This is a genomic window from Clostridium sp. 16K-1-R1 (assembly GCF_023921145.1).
GTDB classification, from domain to species: Bacteria; Bacillota; Clostridia; order Clostridiales; family Clostridiaceae; genus Sarcina; species Sarcina perfringens.
The window spans coordinates 25,652-49,255 of record NZ_CP046516.1 but is presented as its reverse complement, the minus strand read 5'-3'; the positions used below and the strand labels follow the sequence as shown (position 1 = coordinate 49,255).

The following is a 23,604-nucleotide window of genomic DNA, read 5'->3' as shown; positions in this document are numbered from 1 at the left end:
TATTAATTCTAATATAAAAATTTAATTGTATTCTCTTCCCAATTCAGTTCATATGTATGTGTTGACCAATCGCTAGTTATGTTCTTTTTATTTTCTCCAAACCATTGAGTTGTATTCTATTGCAAGTTGTATAAATCCATTTCTCTATTGAAATTTACTGTAAAAAGTGATTTTTTAGTATTTTTAGGAGCATTAAGAGTAACTGTTATATTTGGAGTAAATCCTCCTGTTATTAAAGAAGATAAATCTTTTTCATCAGTAAGATTCTTATCTCCAGTATTATGTAGTCTTGATTTCATAAATATTTGATTTCCATATAATTCATGATATGAGTCTCTGTTATATTGATTTTTAGTTTCATTAAAAACTATATCCCATGATGCTTCACGTGTATTATCTTTTTTTTGAAATGCTTTAAAATCTGGTTAATCATATTCTATGCTTTTTTCAACGTTAATACCGCTATTTAATCCCAAACATGATGATTCTTTACTTACGGATACATTTCTACCAATAGAATATCCTAAAGATTCTTTTACTCTAATACTATCTATTGAATTACTTGGAATAGTATTTATAATTTTGACATTATAATTTATATCAGATGTTTTAACACTAATTTTATATTTGCTTGGCCAAAACATTGATGCTCTATAGTAGCTTCCATTTTGAACAAGTGAAGAAGGAATAAACCCTTTAACCTTTATTAAAGCTGTAGCATTACTATTATTAGTGTAATTTATAAATGATACTGACACAGATAATTTCATTGCACCTACAGAAGAAGCATCAGATGCTGTAAAAACTTCTGCTTTTGAACCTTTTTCTTCTATAATTTTTTCTGGAAATATAGTCGCCGCTTTTATATTAGTTGAGTTAAATATGGTGAAACTACTAGTTAATGTTCTACTAAAATTGATGTTAAAATTAAATTTTTAGATTTCATAATAAACTCTCCTTTAGTTTTTTTTATTCATAATATACCAGAATATTATTAAATTAACCTTAAATATACTTAAATAGTATATTAAACCTAGTTATATGCTTATATTTATATATTTAAATTATTTTAACAAATATAATACCTAATATTCTCAATTGTCCATAAGTAGATAATTGAAGATTTAATACTATATTAGATATTTGTCTGATTGTAAAAGTATATGAAATTATTTTAAGCCTGGCAGCAATAAAACTATATTAAGTATCTATAGCAGGAAGTAGGCTGACTAAGCCTACTCACATTAATATTAATAGTGACAGCTCATTGTTTAGATTTAAAGAAGATATTGCTATATTAAATGAAGTTGATAAATGGGTTTTATACATCATAATAATCATCTAGCTTTTCTTTTGATTAGTCTTTTTCATTTTTTTAAAGTTATTTGCTCCTAAGTAATCACTAAAAAGCTTTTTAAGTTTCTACCATTTAATTAGGACTTATAGGAACAAAATCTTTATTAGTAATTTTTAATTTTGAAGGCTCAGTTTTATTTGATTGTTTCTTAACTTGAGATTTATTAGTAACAATATTTTTAGTAGGGGTATCAACAGTCTTATTAGTTTCTTTTTTTGCTTCTTCAATATTAGGTTTATTTTTAAACAATAATACAAAAGAGAAAGTACAAAATTTTGTACTTTCTCTTTTGTATTGCTATAATGTTTTACAGTTGTCTTTGTCTATAAAATAGTATATACAAAACTAATATTTTAAAAATAAATAACCTGTTACATAAAACAAACAACACAAATATTATATTTAAATAACATTTTTTATGTGTACATAAAAAAGAACATCTTATTATAAAGAGATGTTCTTTTTAAGTGTTAATAGAAATATAATTTGAAATTAAAAATTAACTAAAGAAATTATTGATACTAGTTTAGCTATTAACTCATAAAAATTTTTAAAATATTACAGTAAATTAAGTATTTTAGTTTATTTTAATCTACATATATGCTATTTTCAATTGTTTAGAATAATTTATATGTATCATCTTCAGTTCTATAATATATATTAGAATAATTAAAATCATTAAGTCCTTTAAAAATAATAAATTCATCGAATACATCCATGATTATATCAGGTTTTGCATAATTTAAAGATATCAATCTGCTTTTTATATTTTCAATCTTAATTTCTACATATTTTCTGTTAATTGAAATATTTGTCACGTTCCCATCTAAATTTGACAAATTTTGAATTGATTATATCACATTTATTTGATGTTTTAAAATAATATATTCAAACTACTTAAAAGGAAGAAATTTTAAGGGATTACGAATAAATTAGACATAGTCTAGTGAAAATGAGCCTTACATATAGTATTATCTTAGTATGTCATATCAAGACTATTTCTAATGAACAGATTTGTTGGATCAATCTTCTTTAGTAAACAATATCAATTAAGACAAATAACTATGTAAAGTCAACTTCAAAAAGTGAGTGCTTCAAACGTAATAATAAATACTATCAATATTTTGAATACATTGTATTTAGAAAAAGTAATAAATTATGAGGAATATGTTAGTGAGTATATTTATTATACATTTAATATGAAACATATAAATATATTTGTGAAATATACCAAGCAAAAACTATAGAATTATACAAATTTAATATTTTCCTTTCTATTCAATCTTTATAGTTTCCATCTGAGATTTTGTGATACCATTTTTTTTACCATAATTAATCCAATATTTTGTAGAAGCTTTAATATACATATTTTTTGATATAGGCATAGTAACATTTAATTCTTCAACAACATTATTATAAATAGCTTTTGCTAATTTTTTTATTTCCCATTTAACAAAGATTTTAAAAGGTGTTCCTAAAATAGCTTCACCACTACCAATTGATAATACTGAACTAAAATCATAGCCATTTTGTTTGCAAAATAATTTAATCATATCAATACAAACATTATTTTGTTCAGGTTCTATAAATCCACAATTTATTATTACATTTACTTTAGGTTTATTTTGTGGGGGATTTTCTTCAAGAACCTTTAAAAAGTTAAGCATTGTTACAGGAAGTGAATCTGCATAAAGGGGGAAAATAAGTAAAATATCTGTATAAGCTGCTATTTTGTTACAAATCTCTTTATGATTATTTTTTGTAATATTAAAAATGTCAGTTTGTTCTTTGTAATAACTACTAAAGATTTCTCCATACTGTTTAGAATTAGATCTAGACGCTCTTGGGCTACCATTTATGATAATTACTCTCCCCATTTTTTTACCTCCTTAGTAACTACTTCTTCTAAATTTTCTTCATCTACAAAAATAACATTAAAACTTTTAAAATTCATATTATAAGAGTTACGCTTTATCAGTCTTTTGAATAGTTCTTTTTCTTCATTTTCTATATTTCCATATGCAATAATAACAGTATCCTTCATAGCAACGTCACGTTGAATATGATGTGTTTCCCCATTTAAAAGATGAATAAATGCTTGTTGAATTGGGATAGCACGTTCAAGCATAGTTTTCATAATTGTATCATAAGAACCATATTTGATTTTACTTATATAAATAATCTTACTACTTTGTGCAATAATAGGATAAACCTTTACTGCATCATCACGGATAATACATTTTCCAGGAGTTTTAGTCCAACAACTAAAACACCCTATGCAGTTTGAAATTGTAAGTTTAGATAAATCAAAAAATTTATTTTCAGCATTTTCTATAAAATTAATATCTAATTTTCTGTCACTTAATAGTAATCTCATTCTATAATCTCCTTTACAATAAATATATTTATTGTAAAGGAGATTATAGAATTTTTAAAGATATATCGTATAAAAAAATTAAAAAAATAAATTTTTAGATGATACTTACTTTATTTATCATAATTAATTGTTATTTATTCTTACTAAAATAATTTTTTTCAAAATTTTTAACCATTTCATAGAAAACAGTTTTCTTTAATCCTAAAAGTTCCATGCTCCTTTTAGCAGTTAACTGACCTTTTTTTCATTTATTGTATATTTCTTCAAAGTTTGATGGCATTTCAACTCTAGGTCTACCTAATTTCTTACCTTTCTTTTTAGCAATTTCTAATCCTTCTTTTTACCGCTCTTTTATTCTTTTTAATTCTTCTTCAGCACTAATTAACTCCCAATCAACCAAAAAGTTAATCATAAATTCACTCATAGTATCATTTAGTTTATATAAATCTTCTAACATAGGTCTATTTAAAACATAAACTTTTACCCTTTAGCAATTAATTCTGTAAACTCTTTTCTTCCTTCCAAATCTATCTAAAGATAAAACTATAATATTGTCACCTTCAGTAACTATCTTTTTTAATAATTGATAGTTTGGTCTTTCAAAAGTTTTTCCACTAATCTGATCTGCAAGTATTATAACTTCTTTCTCCACTATTCCCATTATATTACAAAAAGAATCTAATTCTGGGTTTTCCTCCTGTCTATCCAATTTCTAACTTTTACTTGAAACTCTTACATAATAAAACCATCTATTCATATATTTCTCCTAATTTATAATAAAAATTCTCCGCAAATGTTATATCATATTTACGGAGATGTTTGTTTAAATTTGTTATGTTTTTAGGACTTGTTTTAGATATTTTTATTACTTTCCATAAAAGTGAACTTTATAATCACTTTGAAATGTTATAACTACTTTATATTTTTTAAGAATTTTATAAATATTCCATCATTTACATCCCTATTTCTTGAGCAAATCAAAGCTGCTTGTATAACTGTAATTAATATAGATGTATTTCTTCTGTAAGCAATATATTTATAATCCCATTTGTTACTAAACTTTTCTTTGAATCTTCTTAATCCTTTGAAAGAATAAAAAGCTTGTCCGTTTTCATAAACTTGAAGTGCTAATTTTTCATTCCAAAAAGCATATTTTGATAAACCTACATTAGCTAATGGAGCCATTCCCATATTAAATATTTCATATCCTTTTTCTTTTCCATATTCAATCAGATTTATGAACATAAAATCCATTACTCCTCTTGGAGTATTCTTGCTAAATCTCATTAAATCTACTGAAAAGCTTTCATCATCATACATATACATAATATTAGCAAAAGCTTTTATTTCTCCCTCTGCATCTTTTAAGACAGCTATAGGCGCTTTATTTAAATAATCTTCATCAAAAAATCCAACTGAAAATCCTTTTTCTTTTCTTCCATCTAACCATTCATCTGATATATTTCTTAAAGAATCTAAGAACTCTCTTGAAAATGGTGGCTCAACCATATGGAAAGTATATCCTTCCTTAGTTACCTTACTTCTTGAAGTTTTTAAACTCTTCATCTTATTTCCTACAACTTTAAATTCTTTTACATCTACCTTAGCTTCTTCACCTATTTTCATAAAATCATATCCATTGGAATGAAGATAACTTATCATCTCATCATTAACTTGATAAAATACTGGTGTATAACCATAGTTGTCAGCATATTCACAGAACTTTTCTATTTCCCTAAATAAATTTTCTGTATTTCCTACAGGATTTCCTAAAACAAAAAGCTTGTCTCCATATACTTCATACTGAATAAATAGATCTTTATCTTCATTTAAATAAATATATTTGTCTTTTAAAAATACTAAATGAGTTAGGGAATCTCCCTTATATTCTTCTATTATTCTTTCAACATCTTCCTTACACTCATCAAATACTCTTACAGGAATTTTTCTTCTTACATTGAAGAAATAAATAGCAACATAAATTACAGTCACTAATACAAATGCTATAAAACCAAATTTATATGCTATTTTATAAGGCATTTTACGCACTATTCCAACATACTCAAGATATCTTCCAAATCTAATTAAAATGAAGAAATAAACTGAAAAAGATGCCATTAATATTACTGAATCTATTATTGTATTTTTACAACTCACAACGAAGCTATCTCTATAAAACATTCTTCTACTTAAATATAATATATATGATACAATTATTATAAAAGCTAATTCATATGGATTTATTCCATTTGTAAGTGATAGGGGTATTCCTAAAATAAGTAGAATCATACTTGTTTTATATATACTTTTAGATCTATACTTCATCATAAGAGCTGTAAGCATTATTAAGAATCCTAATACTATACTCATTCCCATGGAAAGTCCTAGTACTTGCTTTCCTAAAAGTTCCTTTAATAATCTTATTTTAAATAAATATTGTGGTGCTATATTTGATAAAGTTATAATAGCTCCTGATATAAATACTAATGCTACTACTACTTTATAAGCAATTTTAGAAATTATTTCATAAGGTAATCCATTAAACTTTTCATTTATTTTGCCACCAAAATCATGTACAAAAAGTAATACACCTATAACTGCTGGCACTAAAAAATAACTTATTCTATAAAGTATTATAACTAATAGTGTTTGTTCTATAGGAACCCCAACACCTTCTAATCCATTCATAAATGTTAAATCAAAAGTACCTATTCCTCCTGGAATCATACTTATTATTCCTATAACAGCAGCCTCAATATATATTGGTAAGAAAGTATTCACACTTATTGATGCGCCTGTTATTCTTAAAGTAGCATAAATTAAAATTATAGTTGTAAGCCATTCTAAGAAAGATATGAATATAGTACCTAAAGTACTGAAAAATTCTAATCTGTCCTTTGTCTTAAAATATTTATATGCTGAATAAATTATAAATCCTGGTGCATATAAAGCTATTATTGCTATGGCATATTTTATTACTCCTAAACTGTTCCAAGAATATATTTGAATTCCCATATATGTACAACAAACTATTGATAATCCTGTTAAATTTAAAGCTACTATTTTTCCTATTTCTTTTAATAGTTTCTTTTTGTCATCTACATAATCTCCATAAAAATATTGCTTAAAAGCTAAAGATGTAGCTCATCCAAATCCAAGTAAACTTGCAATTGAACTTGCTATCCAAGAATATTTATATAATTTGCTATTCTTTAATCTTATCCCTACTTTTTTCTTTAAAATAAAATCATAAAAAGATAAAGGAATATAAGAAATTATACCTAATGCTGCAATTATTAATAGATTTAAAAAATCTAGTTTATTTCTATACATAAAGAAGTACTCAGTATTAAAATTTCTAAATACTGAAGTAAACTCTCTTACTATAAACAGTATAACTACCGAAACAAATGCTATTTTAAAAAATAATTTTAAATTTTTATTTGATTTCATTTTACCTCCAATATTTTAAATAAACACCACCGATTAAAATTGATGTTATTTATTCTATTAATATTATTAAATGTTTTTTATTAACCTATATCGTTAATGTAAATTCATTCTTTTTAGTTGCGATATCCATTATATAATACTGTTGGTTGCAAATATGTTTTAAAATTTTAAAAGAGCAGCAAACTATTTGAATTGAGTTTTCTGCTCTTTAATTTGGTATTATAATTATTTTACTGAGTAATTAAAATCATTTATTTTTGATTATTTTAACTCACTCTTAAAATAATCAAGTGTAAATAGTGCTGATTTAACTTCATCATCAGTTGCATCTTGATTATTGTATATATTACTTGCATAGTCTATACCATATAAAAAGTTTTGCCATCTGACTTCTTGATAATCATTATTTTCCACAGTTTTAGCTTCTTCTAATTTCTTTTCAAGTTCTACTTTATTTTCTCTAACAACTAAATTTTTAGATGATTCATTTATTTTAGCTATTATTGCATCAATATCTTCTTGAGTTGAATTTTCATTAACTAAAATTTCTTTAGCCTCTTCTATTAATGCATTATGTGCTGTAATAGCATCTCTATAATAATGTAATTGATTTAAATTACTATTATTAGCTATAACTTCTTCAAGACTTGAAAAATCTGATTTTTTAACTAATCTTTCTATTGCTTTTTCTATAACATTTATAGATTCATCTATTACAGATTGCTTTTTAGATGTTAATGCTAACTCACCTTTATTAATTGCTTCTTTTAATTCATTTGCTGTTTCTTCTGTGTAAAGAGTTAGATCTATATCTTTTGCTTTTGCTAAAACAGCTTCTAATTCTGTTGTATCATAATCTGCTATCTTAAGGAATCTAGCGTTTGCCCAGTCAGCATGATCCCAAGTATTTCCGTTATCAGCTACATCTACTACTAATTTTACTTCATTAGAATTTCTAATATCTACAACTAAACGTTCTTTTGGAGTATCTGATTTCATAACATCTGTTTGTGCCTTTAACTCTCCATCAACATATACCTTAAACACAACACTTGATTCACTTTTTGTTGAAACATATTGGTCAACTCCTACCCAAGTATCAAATATATCATACCCATCTGAGTTATAGACTATTTCTGAATATGAATGAGTACCTATACCAGTATCAAATGTTTCAACATTTTTATTTTCATCTAATAATCTTATTGCATTGTTACTTACAGATCTATTTTTTCTTACGCTACCGGAACCTATAGTTGCTGATTCCCAATTTAGACTTGATAATTGAACTTCTTCTTCTGTAACTGCTATAAATCTTGAGAATTCAGAAGTTAATCCATCACTATCTGTTACAGTATAAACAATTGTGAATACTCCTGATTTACCTTCTACAAAATCTGAAGATTTTATTTCTACTTGTGAAGTTAAGTCTCCATCCTCTATATCATTTGCTGTTATACCTTCCATTAAATTAATTTTTGTTCCTATTGGATATGCTAAATCTTCTCCTAAAATTTCTGGTTTCGATGATAATGTTACTAATTTTGCATCTGCCCAGTTTGCATGATCTTGCTTATTTCCATTATCCGCATCAGTTACTATTAACTTTAGCTCTTTAGCATCTTTTATATCTACCTTAACATATTGTTGATCTGTTGTACCATTCACTATACCTGAGTTGAATTTTTCTTCTCCATCAACATAAATTTTAAATATAACAGAAGCACTTGTGTTACCTACTACAGCTTTATCTACACCAATATAAGATTCAAAATAATCATAATCTTTCCCTTCTAAGTTATATACATATTCTGAATTTGAATGTACTCCTAAACCTTCACTGTAATTAATTATATTTCCTTCTCTCAATAACCCTAATGTTCCCCCACTTATACTTGTATTTTTTCTAACTTTTCCCCATCCTACAGTTCCTTTAACTGGAGTTAAATTACTTATTGAAGTATTTCTACTTACTACATTCACTTTAGATGTAGCTGTATATTCTACCCCTTTTGAATCTCTTACAGAATAAACTACTTCATATTCTCCTACTTTAGAAGTATCTACATCAGATTTAACTTCTACAGAATCTATTATAGAATTTCCTTTTATATCATTAGCTATAACAAACTCTTCTGGATTAAACTCTTCTCCTAATCCTAAAGTTACTATTGGATTTGAAGAAATATATGGTTGTAATGCATCTACTTCTATTGCGTTTAATGTATTTAACTTTATATCATATGGAGTTACTGTATATACTGCATCATCCTCTAAATTAGAGCTTGTATCAACAAAGCTATCTTTAGAAGTAAATCCTATATATTTTCCATCCTTACGTATTTCATACCCTAATAAGTTATCTTTATCTTCTTCATTTATTGAAAATACAAGTTTTACCTTTCCATCTGAATTAGTTGTTTTTATATCAACTTGAGCATTCTCTGTAAATCCATTTCCTTCATAATTAATAGCTAAATCATTTAGGTAGTAAATCTTCTTATCTGGTTTTTCATATTTAGAAGATATTTCTTGTGCAACTTCATCATTTATTCTTATACCATGTCTTGCAAAGAACTCTGTTAAATCTAATTGCATTGCATTAGATGCTGCAACAACCCAAGATTTATAAATATCTTCTCTTGTTTTATTTCCATAATTATTAGCTCTAAATTGTTGCTCAAATTTACCATAGAATGTATTGTCATATAAGTATAATTGCCATAATGGTGCTAATTGTGCTAAATGTGTTGAATCTGATGTATTATATAATTTATTATTAGAATAATCATCTAATCCTACTTTAGGATAAGTATTATTTTCCCATATATTTTGATCTGTTATTCTTGTTTGAGTTCTATTTAGTGATTCGAAATATAATGGCATAATATTATTAGTAACTTCTGCTATTGTTCTTCCAGATGTATCAAAATTGTGACCAAGTTCATGCATTGTTCCCCAACCCATGTCTGCTCCAACTATACAGTTTTGATTACCTGGTCTTATTCCTATTACACCACTATGAGCATTCATAAATGCTCCCCCAGTAAGGTTTTTAACCATTGGCATTATTCTAAAGTTAAAGTCTGAGTTTAATTCACTTGAATTATCATATCCCCAGAAGTCCATGGCATTCTCAACAATTTTATCCCAAGATTCAGCTGTATATTTAGGAGTTTTATTATTGTTTTTATACCATTCTAAAGCATATGTTGCTTGGGTTAATGATAAAGATTTATTTGAGCTAACAGCAAAAATATCTGGTGTAGTTTCAGGCTCTTTTTCTATTTTTTCAACATAAGCTTCTAATTCTTTTATAACTTTGTCTTCATCACTTTCACCAAGTACAAACACAGGATATTCTTTAGCACCTTCTATTCTTATCTTTGGTGCTCTTGTTTGAGAATCACTATTATAATTTGTAAAGAATAATTCTCCCCCTTGAATTGTTCCCTCTGAAATTCCATTTGATGTTTTATCAAGTTCCGGTATAACTATTTCATTTTTTCCATTTTGTAATTGGAATGTTTTTGCGCCACCATGTTGTGTCATTGTTTGTCTATATAATAGTGTTGGAGTTGGTTCTCCTTCTTCTACATCAACATATACAGTTATCTTATCTCCAGCTAAAGCTGATAAACCTGTTACTTGCCAATCTTGGAATCCCCACATTTTTCTGTAATTAGCTTCTTGTACTGAGTTTCCTCTCATTTCTAACTCAATTACATCTTCTTGTCTTGGATTGTTCACTATTTCTTTAGCTAAATCTATTGTTACTTTAAACTCTTCCTTATATAATGGATGCTTCTTTGCAGCTTCCTCTAACTCATTTATTTTATCTAAAGTATTAAACTTATCACTTACAACACTCATTGTTCTATCTGTAAACAATTCATCTACTGAATTCCATACTTCATCTGACTTATAGAACATTATTTCACTTAAGCTTGCCCAATTTTGAGTTGAACTTTTAAATACAAATTTAACTCTCTTAAACTCTGTTTCATCAAACTTAGCTTCTACGAATCCACTTGTAGCATTATATGTTCCTGTTGCAACTAGTTGATAAGTATCTCCTTGACTTGTCATTGATGCATATATTTCTACTTCTTCTGCAAATCCTTTTAAGTCACTTTGTCTTGGAGCATACACTATTCTATTAAGTTTAACTGGTTCATTAAATGTAACTTCAACTTCATTATTAAATGCATCATTATTTCCTTTTGATGTTTCCCAATAACTATTTAAATCTCCATCTATAGCATTTTCAATTACTTGCTTCCAATAATGTCCACCATTATTACTTATTGACTTTATGTTGTCATAAGACATTCTATATAAATTATTATATTCTTCATTTTCAACATAAGAAGCTTTTCTCATATTTGCTTTGCTAGCTTCTATTTTTTTGTTTTCAACTACAACTTTAGCATCATTAATAATTTCTTTAAATTCTTCCTCATATAATGGATGCTTCTTTGCAGCTTCCTCTAACTCATTTATTTTATCTAAAGTATTAAACTTATCACTTACAACACTCATTGTTCTATCTGTAAACAATTCATCTACTGAATTCCATACTTCATCTGACTTATAGAACATTATTTCACTTAAGCTTGCCCAATTTTGAGTTGAACTTTTAAATACAAATTTAACTCTCTTAAACTTTGTTTCATCAAACTTAGCTTCTACGAATCCACTTGTAGCATTATATGTTCCTGTTGCAACTAGTTGATAAGTATCTCCTTGACTTGTCATTGATGCATATATTTCTACTTCTTCTGCAAATCCTTTTAAGTCACTTTGTCTTGGAGCATACACTATTCTATTAAGTTTAACTGGTTCATTAAATGTAACTTCAACTTCATTATTAAATGCATCATTATTTCCTTTTGATGTTTCCCAATAACTATTTAAATCTCCATCTATAGCATTTTCAATTACTTGCTTCCAATAATGTCCACCATTATTACTTATTGACTTTATGTTGTCATAAGACATTCTATATAAATTATTATATTCTTTATTTTCAACATAAGAAGCTTTTCTCATATTTGCTTTGCTAGCTTTTATTTTTTTGTTTTCAACTATAACTTTAGCATCTTCTATAGATTGCTTAAATTTCTCATATAATGGATGCTCCTTAACACTTTCTTCAAGTTCATTTAAAGCTTGTATGCTATTAAATTCTTCACTTACCTTAGTTAAAGTATCATCTGTAAATAAACTATTTAATTTATCTTGAGCTACATCTTCTTTATAGAACATCATTTCTGATGCTGTTGCTGTTCCGGTGTTTTTAAATACGAATTTTACTCTTTTAAAATTTGTTGGATTAAATTTAATTTCAATAACATCTGTTGCCTTACTTGTTGTAGCACTTGCAATTAAATTGAAATCATCACCTTCTGCTGTATCAGATGCCCATATTTCAAAGTCTTCTGCAAACCCTACTGTATTCCAAGCTGATCTATAAGCTATTCTATTTAAGACAGTCTCTTCCTTTAATGTAAATATTAATTCATTTTTAAAAGAGTCAGATGTATGTTTTCCTGTTTCCCAGTATGTGTCTAAATTTCCATCTATTATATTTGCTGTTCCAACATTTGCTCTTAAGTTTCCTCCAGTACTTGTTATACTTTCTATATTGGAATTATCCATTTTAAATTTCTTATCATAAGATTCTTTATACTTTGAATAATAAGTTTCAAACTTTGATACTTCTACTTTATTTATTTCTTGTGTTTTTTGAGAATCTTGTATTATCTTATTAATATTAGTAGTCTTTGCTAATACACTTAAATTTGGTACTATAGTATTAATGGTTAATGATGCGACAAGTATAGCCGAAATCTTTTTTTTGTTCATGATTATCCCCCTCTATATCATTATAATTTGTTAAGTTATATTAACATTGCTCTTCTTACCTTTGATAAATATAATATGTTTTCAATATTTAAAAAGGAGAGAATAACAATTAATAAGTCTAAGATAATAAAAAAACTATTAGTTTTTTCAGATGTTAAACTATTTTTCATATCAGCTTAGAAAGTTATTATTTTTATTTATTTAAAATGATATAATAGATCGTTTTCTTTCGTCAACACAAAATGTTTTTAAGTTTTTATTAATTTTTTTCATATATAAATATCATTAAAGTAGTTATTTTTTTAAGTTTTTGCCTATGTTTCAATGTTATTTCTCAATAAATGTATCAAATACTTAATTATATTAAAAATATATAATCAAGTCAGCAAAATGCGAAATAATTGAACTTAATTATATATATTTAATCTAAAAAAGAGATTAAAAGCAGATTAATTGTAACAAAATTGACAGAGGAAAATGAGATAAAATACATAGGAATTATTTCTAATTTAATAACTTTAAAACTTCATTTTCTGGTAAAGGTTTGGCAAATAAAAACCCTTGTATATAATCTACATTAAGATTTTTCAATATGTTTAATTGCTCAATATTTTCTACTCCCTCAACAAAAACTGGTAATTTTAATATATGACATATATTTATAATTGATTTTAAAATTTTCAAATATTTTTCTCCCTTAATAGCTTGCCATATGAAATACTTATCTACTTTAACTCTAGATAACGGTAATTTTATTAAATAATTTAATGATGAATATGATGTTCCAAAATCATATAAATATATTAAAATACCAAGATCTTTTAGGCTTTGAATTTTATTTATATTTGTATTCAAATCTTGTAATAAAACTGTTTCTGTAAGCTCTAAAGCTATTGTATTAGGAGTTACCTCTTCTTCTTTAATAAGTTTTAATAATTTATTTTTAAAATTCAAATCCATTAATTGCTTAGCAGAAATATTAATAGACACTATAATAACTTCATTTTTTCTTGTGTTTACTTTTTTTGCAAATTTCAAAGCATTTCTAATTACAAAATTATTTAAATAATCAAAATACCTTGAATTTTCAATAATTTTAATTATTTTTTCTATAGATATATTCTGATATTTTTCATTATTCCATCTAAATAAAGCTTCAAATCCCATTAATTTATTATTATATGTGTATTGCGGCTGATAATATAATTCTACATTTCTATTATTTTTTATGTCATATATTAAGTCATTAAGCATATCTACATTTAATTTTCTTTCTTCTTCCAAATAAGGTTCAAAAATAACACTAGTATTCTTACCTAACATTTTAGCCTTGCATAATGCCAAATCACTTTTAATCAATAAATCATTTAGATCTTTTTTATTATAATTATCTATGACAACTCCAATACTTACAGAAATCTCTCTAAAATTTATTTCACTTAAACAAATTTCATTTATTTGTGAAAGTATTCTATTAGAAATACTTTTAATTTTTTCTATATTTTCTAAATTTTCATATATAACTATAAATTCATCACCTGCAATTCTTGCAATATAGGCATCTTTACAAGTATTAGTTAAAACTTTTGATACCTTTTTTAATACTAAATCTCCTATAGATTGTCCAAATGAATCATTTATAATTTTAAATTCATCTAAGTCCATAACGAATAATGTAAGTTTTTTTAGTAAATCACTTGATTTCATCAAATCAAATAATCTTATAAGGCTTCTTCTATTATATAATCCTGTTAAATAATCCTTATATATCAAATTCTTAAGATTATTATCTATAGATTCTCTATTTTTTTGAATAAAATTATCAAGTAAACTTATCAGTGAGCTTTCTTCCAACATTAAATCACTTCCTTAATAATAATTAGAGATTATTTTTAAATATTATATCTTTAGTTTTTGGTTTTACTATTCTTATTTTTTATTTTTAATATAATTACTAAAGTAAATAATAAAATCAATATTATTCCTATAAAAATAAAATTTATATTAATACATCTATCATTAACTAAATTATCTGCTTCACTAAGATCATTATCTTTTTCAAAAACTCGTTCTCCTCTAACTAACAATCTTTCAGTGTTAATTCCATAAGGATAGCATGTTAAAAGAGTAACATAATCCTTATTGGGAGAAATATTTATTTTACTTGTATCATTTGGTTTTACTATATTAATTTCATCTACTTTATAAGCTAATCTATTACCAAATATATTTATATAAAAAAAATCTCCTTTTTTTAATTGATCAATATCAGTAAATAATTTTTGTGTTGTAAGACCAGTATGAGCTGATAATACTGAATGAGTATTTTCACCCCCAATTGGTATAGAAGTTCCATCTATAACTCCAACACCTTTTTTTAATACTTCATTACTGGTTCCTTCATAAATTGGCAGCTTAATATTTATTTTTGGAATATCAACATACCCTAACATATATCCATCTTTAAATTTACTCTTAGATATTCTACCTTTAGCTATATCTGAATTATATATACTAGCTTTTTTCAGTAATTTATTTATTTCTTCTTTTTCTATATTTTCTATATGTTTTTCATATTTAACAATAGTGCTAACTGCATATTTATTATTTATGTAATTAGATATACTAGGATAAAGTAACATACCAAAAGCTATTAATGTTATTAATATTAGTAAACATATATACATTTTTTTAAAAATTTTCATATTAAAATATTTTAGACAACTATTTTGTCTAATTACTTCCTTTATAAATTATATAAAAAACTTCTTCTACTTTAAAATAAAAATAGAAGAAGTATATTTTTATTTAATTAAATTCTCTTTCTTTTATCTAAGACAACATATCCTGCACCTAGAATAATAACAACCCCTAATAAAACTAGCCCTATTTTAATGAATCCATCTGTTCCAATTCCACCTGTACCTGGAAGTGAAATACCAGCATAGTTTTTAATTTGTACATTAAATAATACATTGCCATCATTCATAGTAATATTATTTATTATGCTTCCAGCTTCATTGCCATTAGTTACAGATATAGTTGCTTGACCAGTATACTCTCCATTATCATCTTTTTGAGCTGTTATAGTAACTTTTACTGGTTCTTTTAAAAGGCTATACCCTTTAGGAGCTTTTTCTTCTTTTATAAAGTAATCTCCTTCTTTTAAACCAGTAAATATAACTCGTCCATTTTTATCAGTTACACCCTTTCCTTTTAATAAAACCACATTTCCAGTAGAATCATACGTATATTTACCAATTACATTACCATTTTTATCCCTAACAGAAAAAGCTGCGCCTGCAAGATCTATTGAAATATTTTCTGAATCTACTTTTTTAACTCCGAATCCCCATGTATAAGTTGTTACTTTATCTTCTAAAACTTTATAGTTTGATTCTAAATCTGGATTATTAGTATAGGTAAGTGTAACTTTATTAGTATTTCCATCAGTAATTTCAGGGTTTACAATTGCATTTTCATTTAAAATTGCTTGATATTTTAATGTAATAGGTAAAGTTGAATATGCCTTAATGCTCTCATATTTAAAACTAACTTCTATATTAGTTTCACCATTTTCAGATTTTGTTTGAGTAATAGTATAATCTTGACCTTTTATAAACGTTTTATCGCCTGAAGTTATTATAAATCCAGATTCTTCATCATAAGTAAGTCCTTTACTCATAGTGTCATTGAATTTATAAACTATATTTTGGGCATTAGGTTCATATGTAGGTATAGTTGCATTAACTTCATATTTTATTATATCTCCAATATTAGCTGTAGATGTATCTGTTTTTTGATTATCAATAACTATTTTCTTTTCTAAAGTAGGTGAAGAATCCTTTGGCACAAGAATTACATCATATTGCCAATTATCATTTTCTTTTTTTGGAACTGGCGTTAGCATCGCTGTAGAAACAACAGCAGCTCCTTGAGATGCTTCAGTAGTTTCTAAAACTAAATAATATCCTAAATCCACAGTTGTTTTAACATTCCCATCAATATTAATTACATTGTTTATATTTTGATCAATAACATACTTATGAAGTTCAGCAGCAAAAATTTTAGTTTCATCTGAAGTTAAATCTTTTATTTTAGCAACATCATAATTTCCATATTGATCATTATTAAAGAAATTTTCAAAGTCTTTAGTTGGTGTGTATATAAAAGCATCTCCACTTTGAGTAGCATCTAAAATTTTATATCCATTAAACGTTGCATTCTCATTTTTTACAGTTATACTTCCATTTTTAGTATTTTCCTGATCTTCATTACTTTTTAAAGTAGCTCTAATTAAATCTTGTCTATTTATATCAAACTTGTCTTTTAGCTTATGATTATAATAATAAACATTTAATTTATTTATTGCTGTATTTTGAATTAAGTCATTTTGAGCTTGCTTTATTAAAAAATCATAGTAAGCTCCTTCGCCACGATTTACATTAGTCAATTCAAAATCGCCAGCTATAACTGCCCATAAAGCATTTTGAGTTTGTCTAATAGCTTGATTTATATTAATACCTAATTCATTTATTTTTTTATAAGAGTCAATAGGATAACCTGAATATAAAATAGCTGCAATTTGTTTATTTAACAAATCATTCATTTGATAACTTTCTTTTTCATATATTGGTAAATCAGATATATCTTCTTTCTTTAAAGGTGGTTGTAATTTTTCCTTCTGATAACAATAAGCAATTTCATCTGAATTACCCTCAATAACGAATATTTGTCCATCCATTGTACTATAAGCATGATATTCGTTATTTGTAGTTGCAAATGTTGGTACTGCAGAAATTAATGAAAACATTAAACATAATATTATAGATAAATATTTTTTCACAAAAAATTCCTCCTAAATAAATGTATTTTATATAATCAAATTTATTATTTCATATATTTAAAGTAATTTTTATAATTAAACTTTAAATATATGAAAAATAACATTATAGTTAAAATTATTAAAACATATGCTATATTATAAAGTTTAATAAAACCATTGCCACCTGTTTCTGGTAAAATAATTCCTTTTTCATTCTCAACATTAATACTATATAAATTAAAATTTTCATCTTTACTTAAGTTGATTCGTTCTCCATCTGAACCACTTTTATAATAGCTACTATTTTTATCTAAATGAATATAAATATCTTCCCTTAATTTATATCCACTTGGAGCCTTTATTTCTTTTAAAATATAGTCTCCATATTCCAATCTATTAATTGTAAAAGAACTATCAACTCCATTAGCCATTAAAATACTTTCCCCAATGGTATTTACTTCATATTGACCAGAAGAACCTATAGTAATAAATTTTAACGGGTTGCTTGTATCATTTTGTGAATAAATTTCAAATTCTGATCCATTTAAAGGATTTTTAGTATTACTATCAATTTTAGAAATTTTTAGATTAGTTGTTGCTAAAATATTAGTCTTTTCAACTTTAATAGCTTCTCTTTGGCCTACAACTATAGTAAATTTAACTGGAGTTTTATCAAGTTCATATCCATTTGGAGCTTCTATTTCTACAAATTGATAATCTCCAGGAGCTAAATCATTTAATACTATTTGTCCATTTTCATCGGTTGTAAGATTAGTTTTAATATCTTCGCCCTTTTGATTTTGTAAGTTAAATACTGCTCCTTTAAGTACATTTCCATTTTGAGAGTCTTTTTTGGTTAAAACTACTTTACCTATATCTTGACTTGGTACAAAATTTCCATCTATAGATATTTCATAAGGTTTTTCAATAAATTTATCTTCCAATTCAGCTCTTATTAAGCTTTGGTATGGCAGAGCTGGTTTTGTATTAAGTCCACCTCTAGAATATTTGTAAAAATAAAATTTTACTTCTTGATAATTATAATTAATCTTTAATTTTAAACTTAAATCTGGTTTAGCAGAAGATTCTATATAAAACTCTTGACCAACCTTTATAGGTTTATCATTTAAGATTTGATCAGTAGTCCAATCTTTTACTGTCATATTTTCTGGTAAATTTGTTATTGTAAATGAACCACTATTCCCTGTAGTAGATAACTTATCTGTTAAATATATTCCATTTCTTTGTATAAATTTAAAATTTCCTATAAGATTTAAATTTCCTTGTTCGAATTTTTTATTTTTGATAATTCAAGTAATTTATCATAATATCCATACATACCATATTTGTCTCCAAACGGAGCATCATTTCCATTAGTTATATCCCATACAAGTTGTTGTGTAATATATCTAGCTTGATCTTCATATAAACCATATTGTTCCATTAAATTTGATGAATTTAATGGATACCCATATACTAAAAGAGCGGCAATTCTTTCCTTAATCTCTTTACCGTATTTATCCATAAGCTCGTCATCTGTATTTAAATAACTTTCTTCTCTAGTATAATAAGTTTTATTAATAGAATCCTCATTAGGACTTCCTGGCGGCTTATAATCGTGATTATAGCAATATACTGTTTTTTCACCATCATCATTTACAAAAAAAGCCGTTCCTTCTGAAGTGTACTTACTATATGCCAAATATTCCTTTGTGATAGCAAATACATTTATTAGAGAAAAATTAAAAATAATTAAAATAATAAAACTTAATGATTTTAAAAATCTCTTCATATAAACTCCTTTCTAAATGATTGTAATTATAAAGTTTAAATTTATTGATATATATTGATATCTTTAGTTTATTTATTAAATAAAAAATTGCAATATTAATTTATAAGTAAACTAAATTATTTTAATATTTTGTTAACAACAATTTTAAACAAAAATTATTATTTAAAAAAATATTTAGTTTTATTTTAAATATTTTTTATAAATTGTAATTTATTTCTACTATAAAAAAATTTTTACATTTTTTTTATAGATATTATTATTTTTATTATTTAAATAATAAAATGATAATATAATAAATTTTAAAAGGTATCTTTTTAAAAAAATGTTAATTTTTTTTTAAAAAAGATACCTCTTTTATTGAATTCATTTAGTAAATTTATTATTATTCAATAAAGTAGGTATTAAAAATGATTATATTAATAATTGATAATGTACCAGAAAAATAAATACAAGAAGTAAAAAGAAATACTAAAAGATGTAAACATATAGGCAAATATATTGGATTTTCTAAAAAATCTTGTAGCTGGAGAAATGATAGGATATAAAAAATGCTAACAGAAGCTAGAAAAATATCTATAGAACGAATAGTTATTGATACTAAACAATTAGAAAAAAATGCAATTATATGTATGAGATTAATGTCATCATAAGTATCAACAGGAACTGCTGTACTTATTTAATATAACTTCAATTGAAAAATTAGAGTTATATTAATAGTTAAACAAATTTTTAATATGTATACTTCAACAATTAGGTTTTAATTTTATTATCCTAAACTAAGTAATACTATTTAATTTAACCTCCTTAATATTTAATTCTAAGAAGGCAAATTTGTGTTAGATTTTTATACAATAAATTAAATGGATACACAATAACTTGAGTTTTTGCATCTATATATTTTCCATCTATATATTGGTTCTTCTAATATATGGCATAATCACTATTATTTCTATTATCCCCTAATATTAAAAACTTTCCTTCTGATACATCAAAAGACATATTTGTTTTTCCACCTGGATACTTAACATAATCTTCTTTAATTTTTTTCATCCACATAAATTGAATCATCACTTTTTATCTCAACATGCTCTCCTGATAGACCTATTACCCGTTTTAAAAGTAATTCACCAAGCTTATCTGAATTAAATCCTCTCCTTATATTTTAAATTTTTAGGAATATATTAATTAATATCTATGATTCTATTAAATATAAAGTTTATGATAAGCATCATTAATATAAAACCTCTCTTTATATGATTATTACTTTATTGTATTGCAGGATTTAATATAAAAAAATGCTACAATATAAATATTCCCAGTTTATATATTATTAAAAAACTGGGAATTAAACTTAAATTTTTTCTTATTGATGTGCAACTCATTAAGTAGACATAATATAAAAGACTGTGTAAAATCTAATATATTATTAGATTTTATAATTATTTTTGTTTTAAAGAATTCTTTACTGTTAACTTATAACCAATATATGTTGCATAGAAATATCCACCATAAACAATTACCATTACTAAGTAAGATAATAATGATGATGCTCCTATATTTAGTTTATTTAAGCTTGATATGTATTCACTTACAACTTTTATTACAACTAATGAGTGTACTAAAGCCCCAACTAATGGTAATCCAAAATAAACACTTACTTGTTTAAATATTGATTTATTTATCATCTCTTGAGATACACCAATTCTTCTTAAAGATTTATATCTTTCGCCACTATCACTAGCTTATGATAATTGTTGAAGTGCTAATACAGTAGCACTTAATATTAAGAATATTATTCCTAAGTATATTCCTAGGAATAATATTATATTTGATATTCTATTGTTTTTTTTGATATACAGAAGTTCTAATATACCCGTATAGCTCTTCATGTTTATCTATAGCAACTCCTCTATCCATATAATCATTAAATAACTTTTGTACTATTTCAACTTCTTTTGAGTTCTTAGCAAAATTTGTTAGTCAACTTCATTGTCTGTATAAAAGTGATTATCGTCTTGTTCTTATAGTAGCTTCTACATTATTTATAGTATCTACTTCTGCAACTTCGCCTAAAGCTTCTCTGACCGCTATTAAGTGTCTGCAGCATTCATTTCTATAAACATATTGGGCACATTCACAGCTATTTTTATTCATATCAACAATGTAAGTCATTCCTTCAGTTGAACTTACTTCATATCTATTATTTTCTAAAATATCTTCACTTCTATTTCTGTTCCTAAATAACCCTTGTACAGTTACAATATTATCTAATCTACCATTAACAGCATTAACTAAATCTTCTATTATTCCTTCAGAAAAATTATATTATGTTTACTAAAAATATAGTATGAAAAACTAAATTTAAACTATTATTATCAGATAGAGATTTTTTTCTTTTTATAATATTAAAAATTTACAATAAAATTCTTTGCAAATCTTTAACATTCTTAATATTTTAATTTTTTTTAGTATTTTTATTAAGTTGAACATCACAAAAAAGAGTTTCAAAAATTTTTGAAACTCTTTTTTTATTATATTATATATTTGAATTGATTATTATATTATAATATTAAAATTAGTTTATAATATTAAATATGAACTTATTAAATTTATATTTAATCCATTAGCAATCAAAAGAATAAGGAGATGAATTATTTTGTTTATAAAGAATTTAAAAAATTATTCAGATGATATATTAAATTATATAATATATGCTCAGAAAAATTTATCTAAATGGATTTTTATTTTTTTTATTTCTTATGGTGCTCTATCTTATATCATTAATTTAAATTTTAAAGTAAGTATAATTCAAAATAAATTGGGATATTATCTTGAATGTATTACTTCATTATTAGGATATTATCTGTTTGGGGTTTATTTAAAAAAAATAAAAAATATTCATTTATAATTGCATATTTAAATATATTTTTTATACTTCTTTTTTTAGAATTTCAGTACTTCACTTCATATAATTTGCTTATTTGTATAATAATGGCTAGTGCAGTTACTATTATAGGACCAAGTTATTACTACTTTAGTACTATTGCTATTATTTTAATAATAGATACTTTTCTTACTATTTTCAATTATGGGGGAACTATACCTTCTATACAAATTTTAAATTATATAATAGATAATTTATTGGTACTAAGCTTTTCAACTGGAATAAATATGTATTTCACTAAAATAAAATATACTGATATAATATTAAAAAATAAATTAACTTTTCTTAGTGAAACAGATAGTTTAACAAAACTATTAAATAGAAAGGCAGCAAAAGATTTTATTACTAAATGCTCTAACAAATTAACTCCATCTGCTATGTTTATAATTGATCTTGATAATTTCAAATTAGTAAATGATATTTTTGGTCATATGCAAGGTGATTTTCTCCTTTGTGAAGTAGCATTTAAATTTAAAAAATTATTTAAAAATACAAAATGTATATCAAGATTGGGAGGTGATGAATTTATGATTTTTCTTCCTGAATTTAAAGATAAAGAATATATAATTCATAAAGCCAAAGAAATAATAAATTTATTTCCTATATATGTATGTCATGAAAATAAAAAAATAGAAGTAACATGCAGTATTGGTATTGCTATCTCTAAAGAATATGATGAAAATTTGTATGAAAATTTATATAAAGAAGCTGATTTAGCTATGTACAAAGCTAAAAATTTAGGCAAAAATCAATTTGTAATATGAGAATTTAATTAATGGTATTATTTAAGAATACGAATTTCATACATTAAATCAATATTTATATTTTGGTATCAATAACATTAACTTAAATTCTTTTAACTTTGTAAATAGATATTTTCTTGATGCTACACAAAAAAAGACATTAATTGCCTTTAAAATTATAATTAAATTTATTCAAAAATTTTAATAAAAGGGATCCTTTTAAAGATTCCCTTTTATACTTTGAC

17 protein-coding genes and 2 pseudogenes are annotated in these 23,604 nt (G+C 24.8%); 1 reads left to right on the top strand and 18 read right to left on the bottom strand.

The annotated features are described in order from the left end of the window. Window positions 1–116 precede the first annotated feature (116 nt). From GOM42_RS15060 to GOM42_RS14980, 18 genes and pseudogenes are all read right to left on the bottom strand, one after another. A pseudogene (locus GOM42_RS15060) lies at window positions 117–770 on the bottom strand (leukocidin family pore-forming toxin). 1,204 nt (window positions 771–1,974) lie between these two features. After that, window positions 1,975–2,175: a hypothetical protein gene (locus tag GOM42_RS15055; protein WP_015141780.1), complete on the bottom strand. Its 201-nt coding sequence runs from the start codon at window positions 2,173–2,175 to the stop codon at window positions 1,975–1,977. A gap of 456 nt (window positions 2,176–2,631) precedes the next feature. Next, complete coding sequence (locus tag GOM42_RS15050) at window positions 2,632–3,234, bottom strand: hypothetical protein (protein ID WP_078209870.1); 603 nt, start codon at window positions 3,232–3,234, stop codon at window positions 2,632–2,634. After that, window positions 3,222–3,734 (bottom strand): flavodoxin family protein, encoded by a 513-nt coding sequence (locus tag GOM42_RS15045; RefSeq protein ID WP_078210013.1) that lies wholly within the window; start codon window positions 3,732–3,734, stop codon window positions 3,222–3,224. The genes GOM42_RS15050 and GOM42_RS15045 overlap by 13 nt, the downstream gene beginning before the upstream one ends. Window positions 3,735–4,221: 487 nt before the next feature. Continuing rightward, entirely contained in the window at window positions 4,222–4,443 is a 222-nt protein-coding gene (locus tag GOM42_RS15040; protein WP_031942705.1) for a recombinase family protein, read from the bottom strand. A gap of 203 nt (window positions 4,444–4,646) precedes the next feature. Next, window positions 4,647–6,815 (bottom strand): annotated as a pseudogene (gene mprF / locus GOM42_RS15035) (bifunctional lysylphosphatidylglycerol flippase/synthetase MprF); the annotation flags it as partial. A 63-nt stretch (window positions 6,816–6,878) separates the two neighbouring features. Then, entirely contained in the window at window positions 6,879–7,187 is a 309-nt protein-coding gene (locus GOM42_RS15030; RefSeq protein WP_015141775.1) for a hypothetical protein, read from the bottom strand. A gap of 261 nt (window positions 7,188–7,448) precedes the next feature. Then, on the bottom strand, window positions 7,449–13,055 hold the full coding sequence (locus GOM42_RS15025; RefSeq protein WP_252597737.1) for an NPCBM/NEW2 domain-containing protein: 5,607 nt from the start codon (window positions 13,053–13,055) through the stop codon (window positions 7,449–7,451). 504 nt (window positions 13,056–13,559) lie between these two features. Continuing rightward, complete coding sequence (locus GOM42_RS15020; RefSeq protein ID WP_252597736.1) at window positions 13,560–14,912, bottom strand: bifunctional diguanylate cyclase/phosphodiesterase; 1,353 nt, start codon at window positions 14,910–14,912, stop codon at window positions 13,560–13,562. A gap of 50 nt (window positions 14,913–14,962) precedes the next feature. Continuing rightward, window positions 14,963–15,760, bottom strand: coding sequence for a class C sortase (locus GOM42_RS15015; protein ID WP_032495198.1), 798 nt, complete (start codon window positions 15,758–15,760; stop codon window positions 14,963–14,965). Between the two features lie 107 nt (window positions 15,761–15,867). Beyond that, a complete protein-coding gene (locus GOM42_RS15010; protein WP_031942701.1) occupies window positions 15,868–17,901 on the bottom strand; it encodes a SpaH/EbpB family LPXTG-anchored major pilin in 2,034 nt (677 codons plus the stop codon). A 44-nt stretch (window positions 17,902–17,945) separates the two neighbouring features. Further along, entirely contained in the window at window positions 17,946–19,043 is a 1,098-nt protein-coding gene (locus GOM42_RS15005; protein ID WP_242122282.1) for a SpaA isopeptide-forming pilin-related protein, read from the bottom strand. 110 nt (window positions 19,044–19,153) lie between these two features. Beyond that, window positions 19,154–19,672, bottom strand: a complete 519-nt coding sequence (locus GOM42_RS15000) for a Cys-Gln thioester bond-forming surface protein (RefSeq protein ID WP_015141768.1) — start codon at window positions 19,670–19,672, stop codon at window positions 19,154–19,156. Window positions 19,673–20,593: 921 nt separating this feature from the next. After that, window positions 20,594–20,728: a hypothetical protein gene (locus GOM42_RS15690; protein ID WP_015141767.1), complete on the bottom strand. Its 135-nt coding sequence runs from the start codon at window positions 20,726–20,728 to the stop codon at window positions 20,594–20,596. After that, on the bottom strand, window positions 20,709–20,777 hold the full coding sequence (locus GOM42_RS14995; protein ID WP_236907228.1) for a hypothetical protein: 69 nt from the start codon (window positions 20,775–20,777) through the stop codon (window positions 20,709–20,711). The genes GOM42_RS15690 and GOM42_RS14995 overlap by 20 nt, the downstream gene beginning before the upstream one ends. Window positions 20,778–21,111: 334 nt before the next feature. Beyond that, complete coding sequence (locus GOM42_RS14990) at window positions 21,112–21,357, bottom strand: hypothetical protein (protein ID WP_015141766.1); 246 nt, start codon at window positions 21,355–21,357, stop codon at window positions 21,112–21,114. A 57-nt stretch (window positions 21,358–21,414) separates the two neighbouring features. Continuing rightward, the gene (locus GOM42_RS14985; protein ID WP_015141765.1) at window positions 21,415–21,561 is read right to left on the bottom strand and encodes a hypothetical protein; all 147 of its coding nucleotides are present in this window, start codon (window positions 21,559–21,561) and stop codon (window positions 21,415–21,417) included. A gap of 118 nt (window positions 21,562–21,679) precedes the next feature. Then, window positions 21,680–21,844, bottom strand: a complete 165-nt coding sequence (locus GOM42_RS14980) for an SWIM zinc finger family protein (RefSeq protein ID WP_015141764.1) — start codon at window positions 21,842–21,844, stop codon at window positions 21,680–21,682. A 663-nt stretch (window positions 21,845–22,507) separates the two neighbouring features. Between GOM42_RS14980 and GOM42_RS14975 the strand changes: the two genes are divergently transcribed. Then, window positions 22,508–23,380, top strand: a complete 873-nt coding sequence (locus GOM42_RS14975) for a GGDEF domain-containing protein (RefSeq protein ID WP_252597735.1) — start codon at window positions 22,508–22,510, stop codon at window positions 23,378–23,380. Window positions 23,381–23,604: the final 224 nt, after the last annotated feature.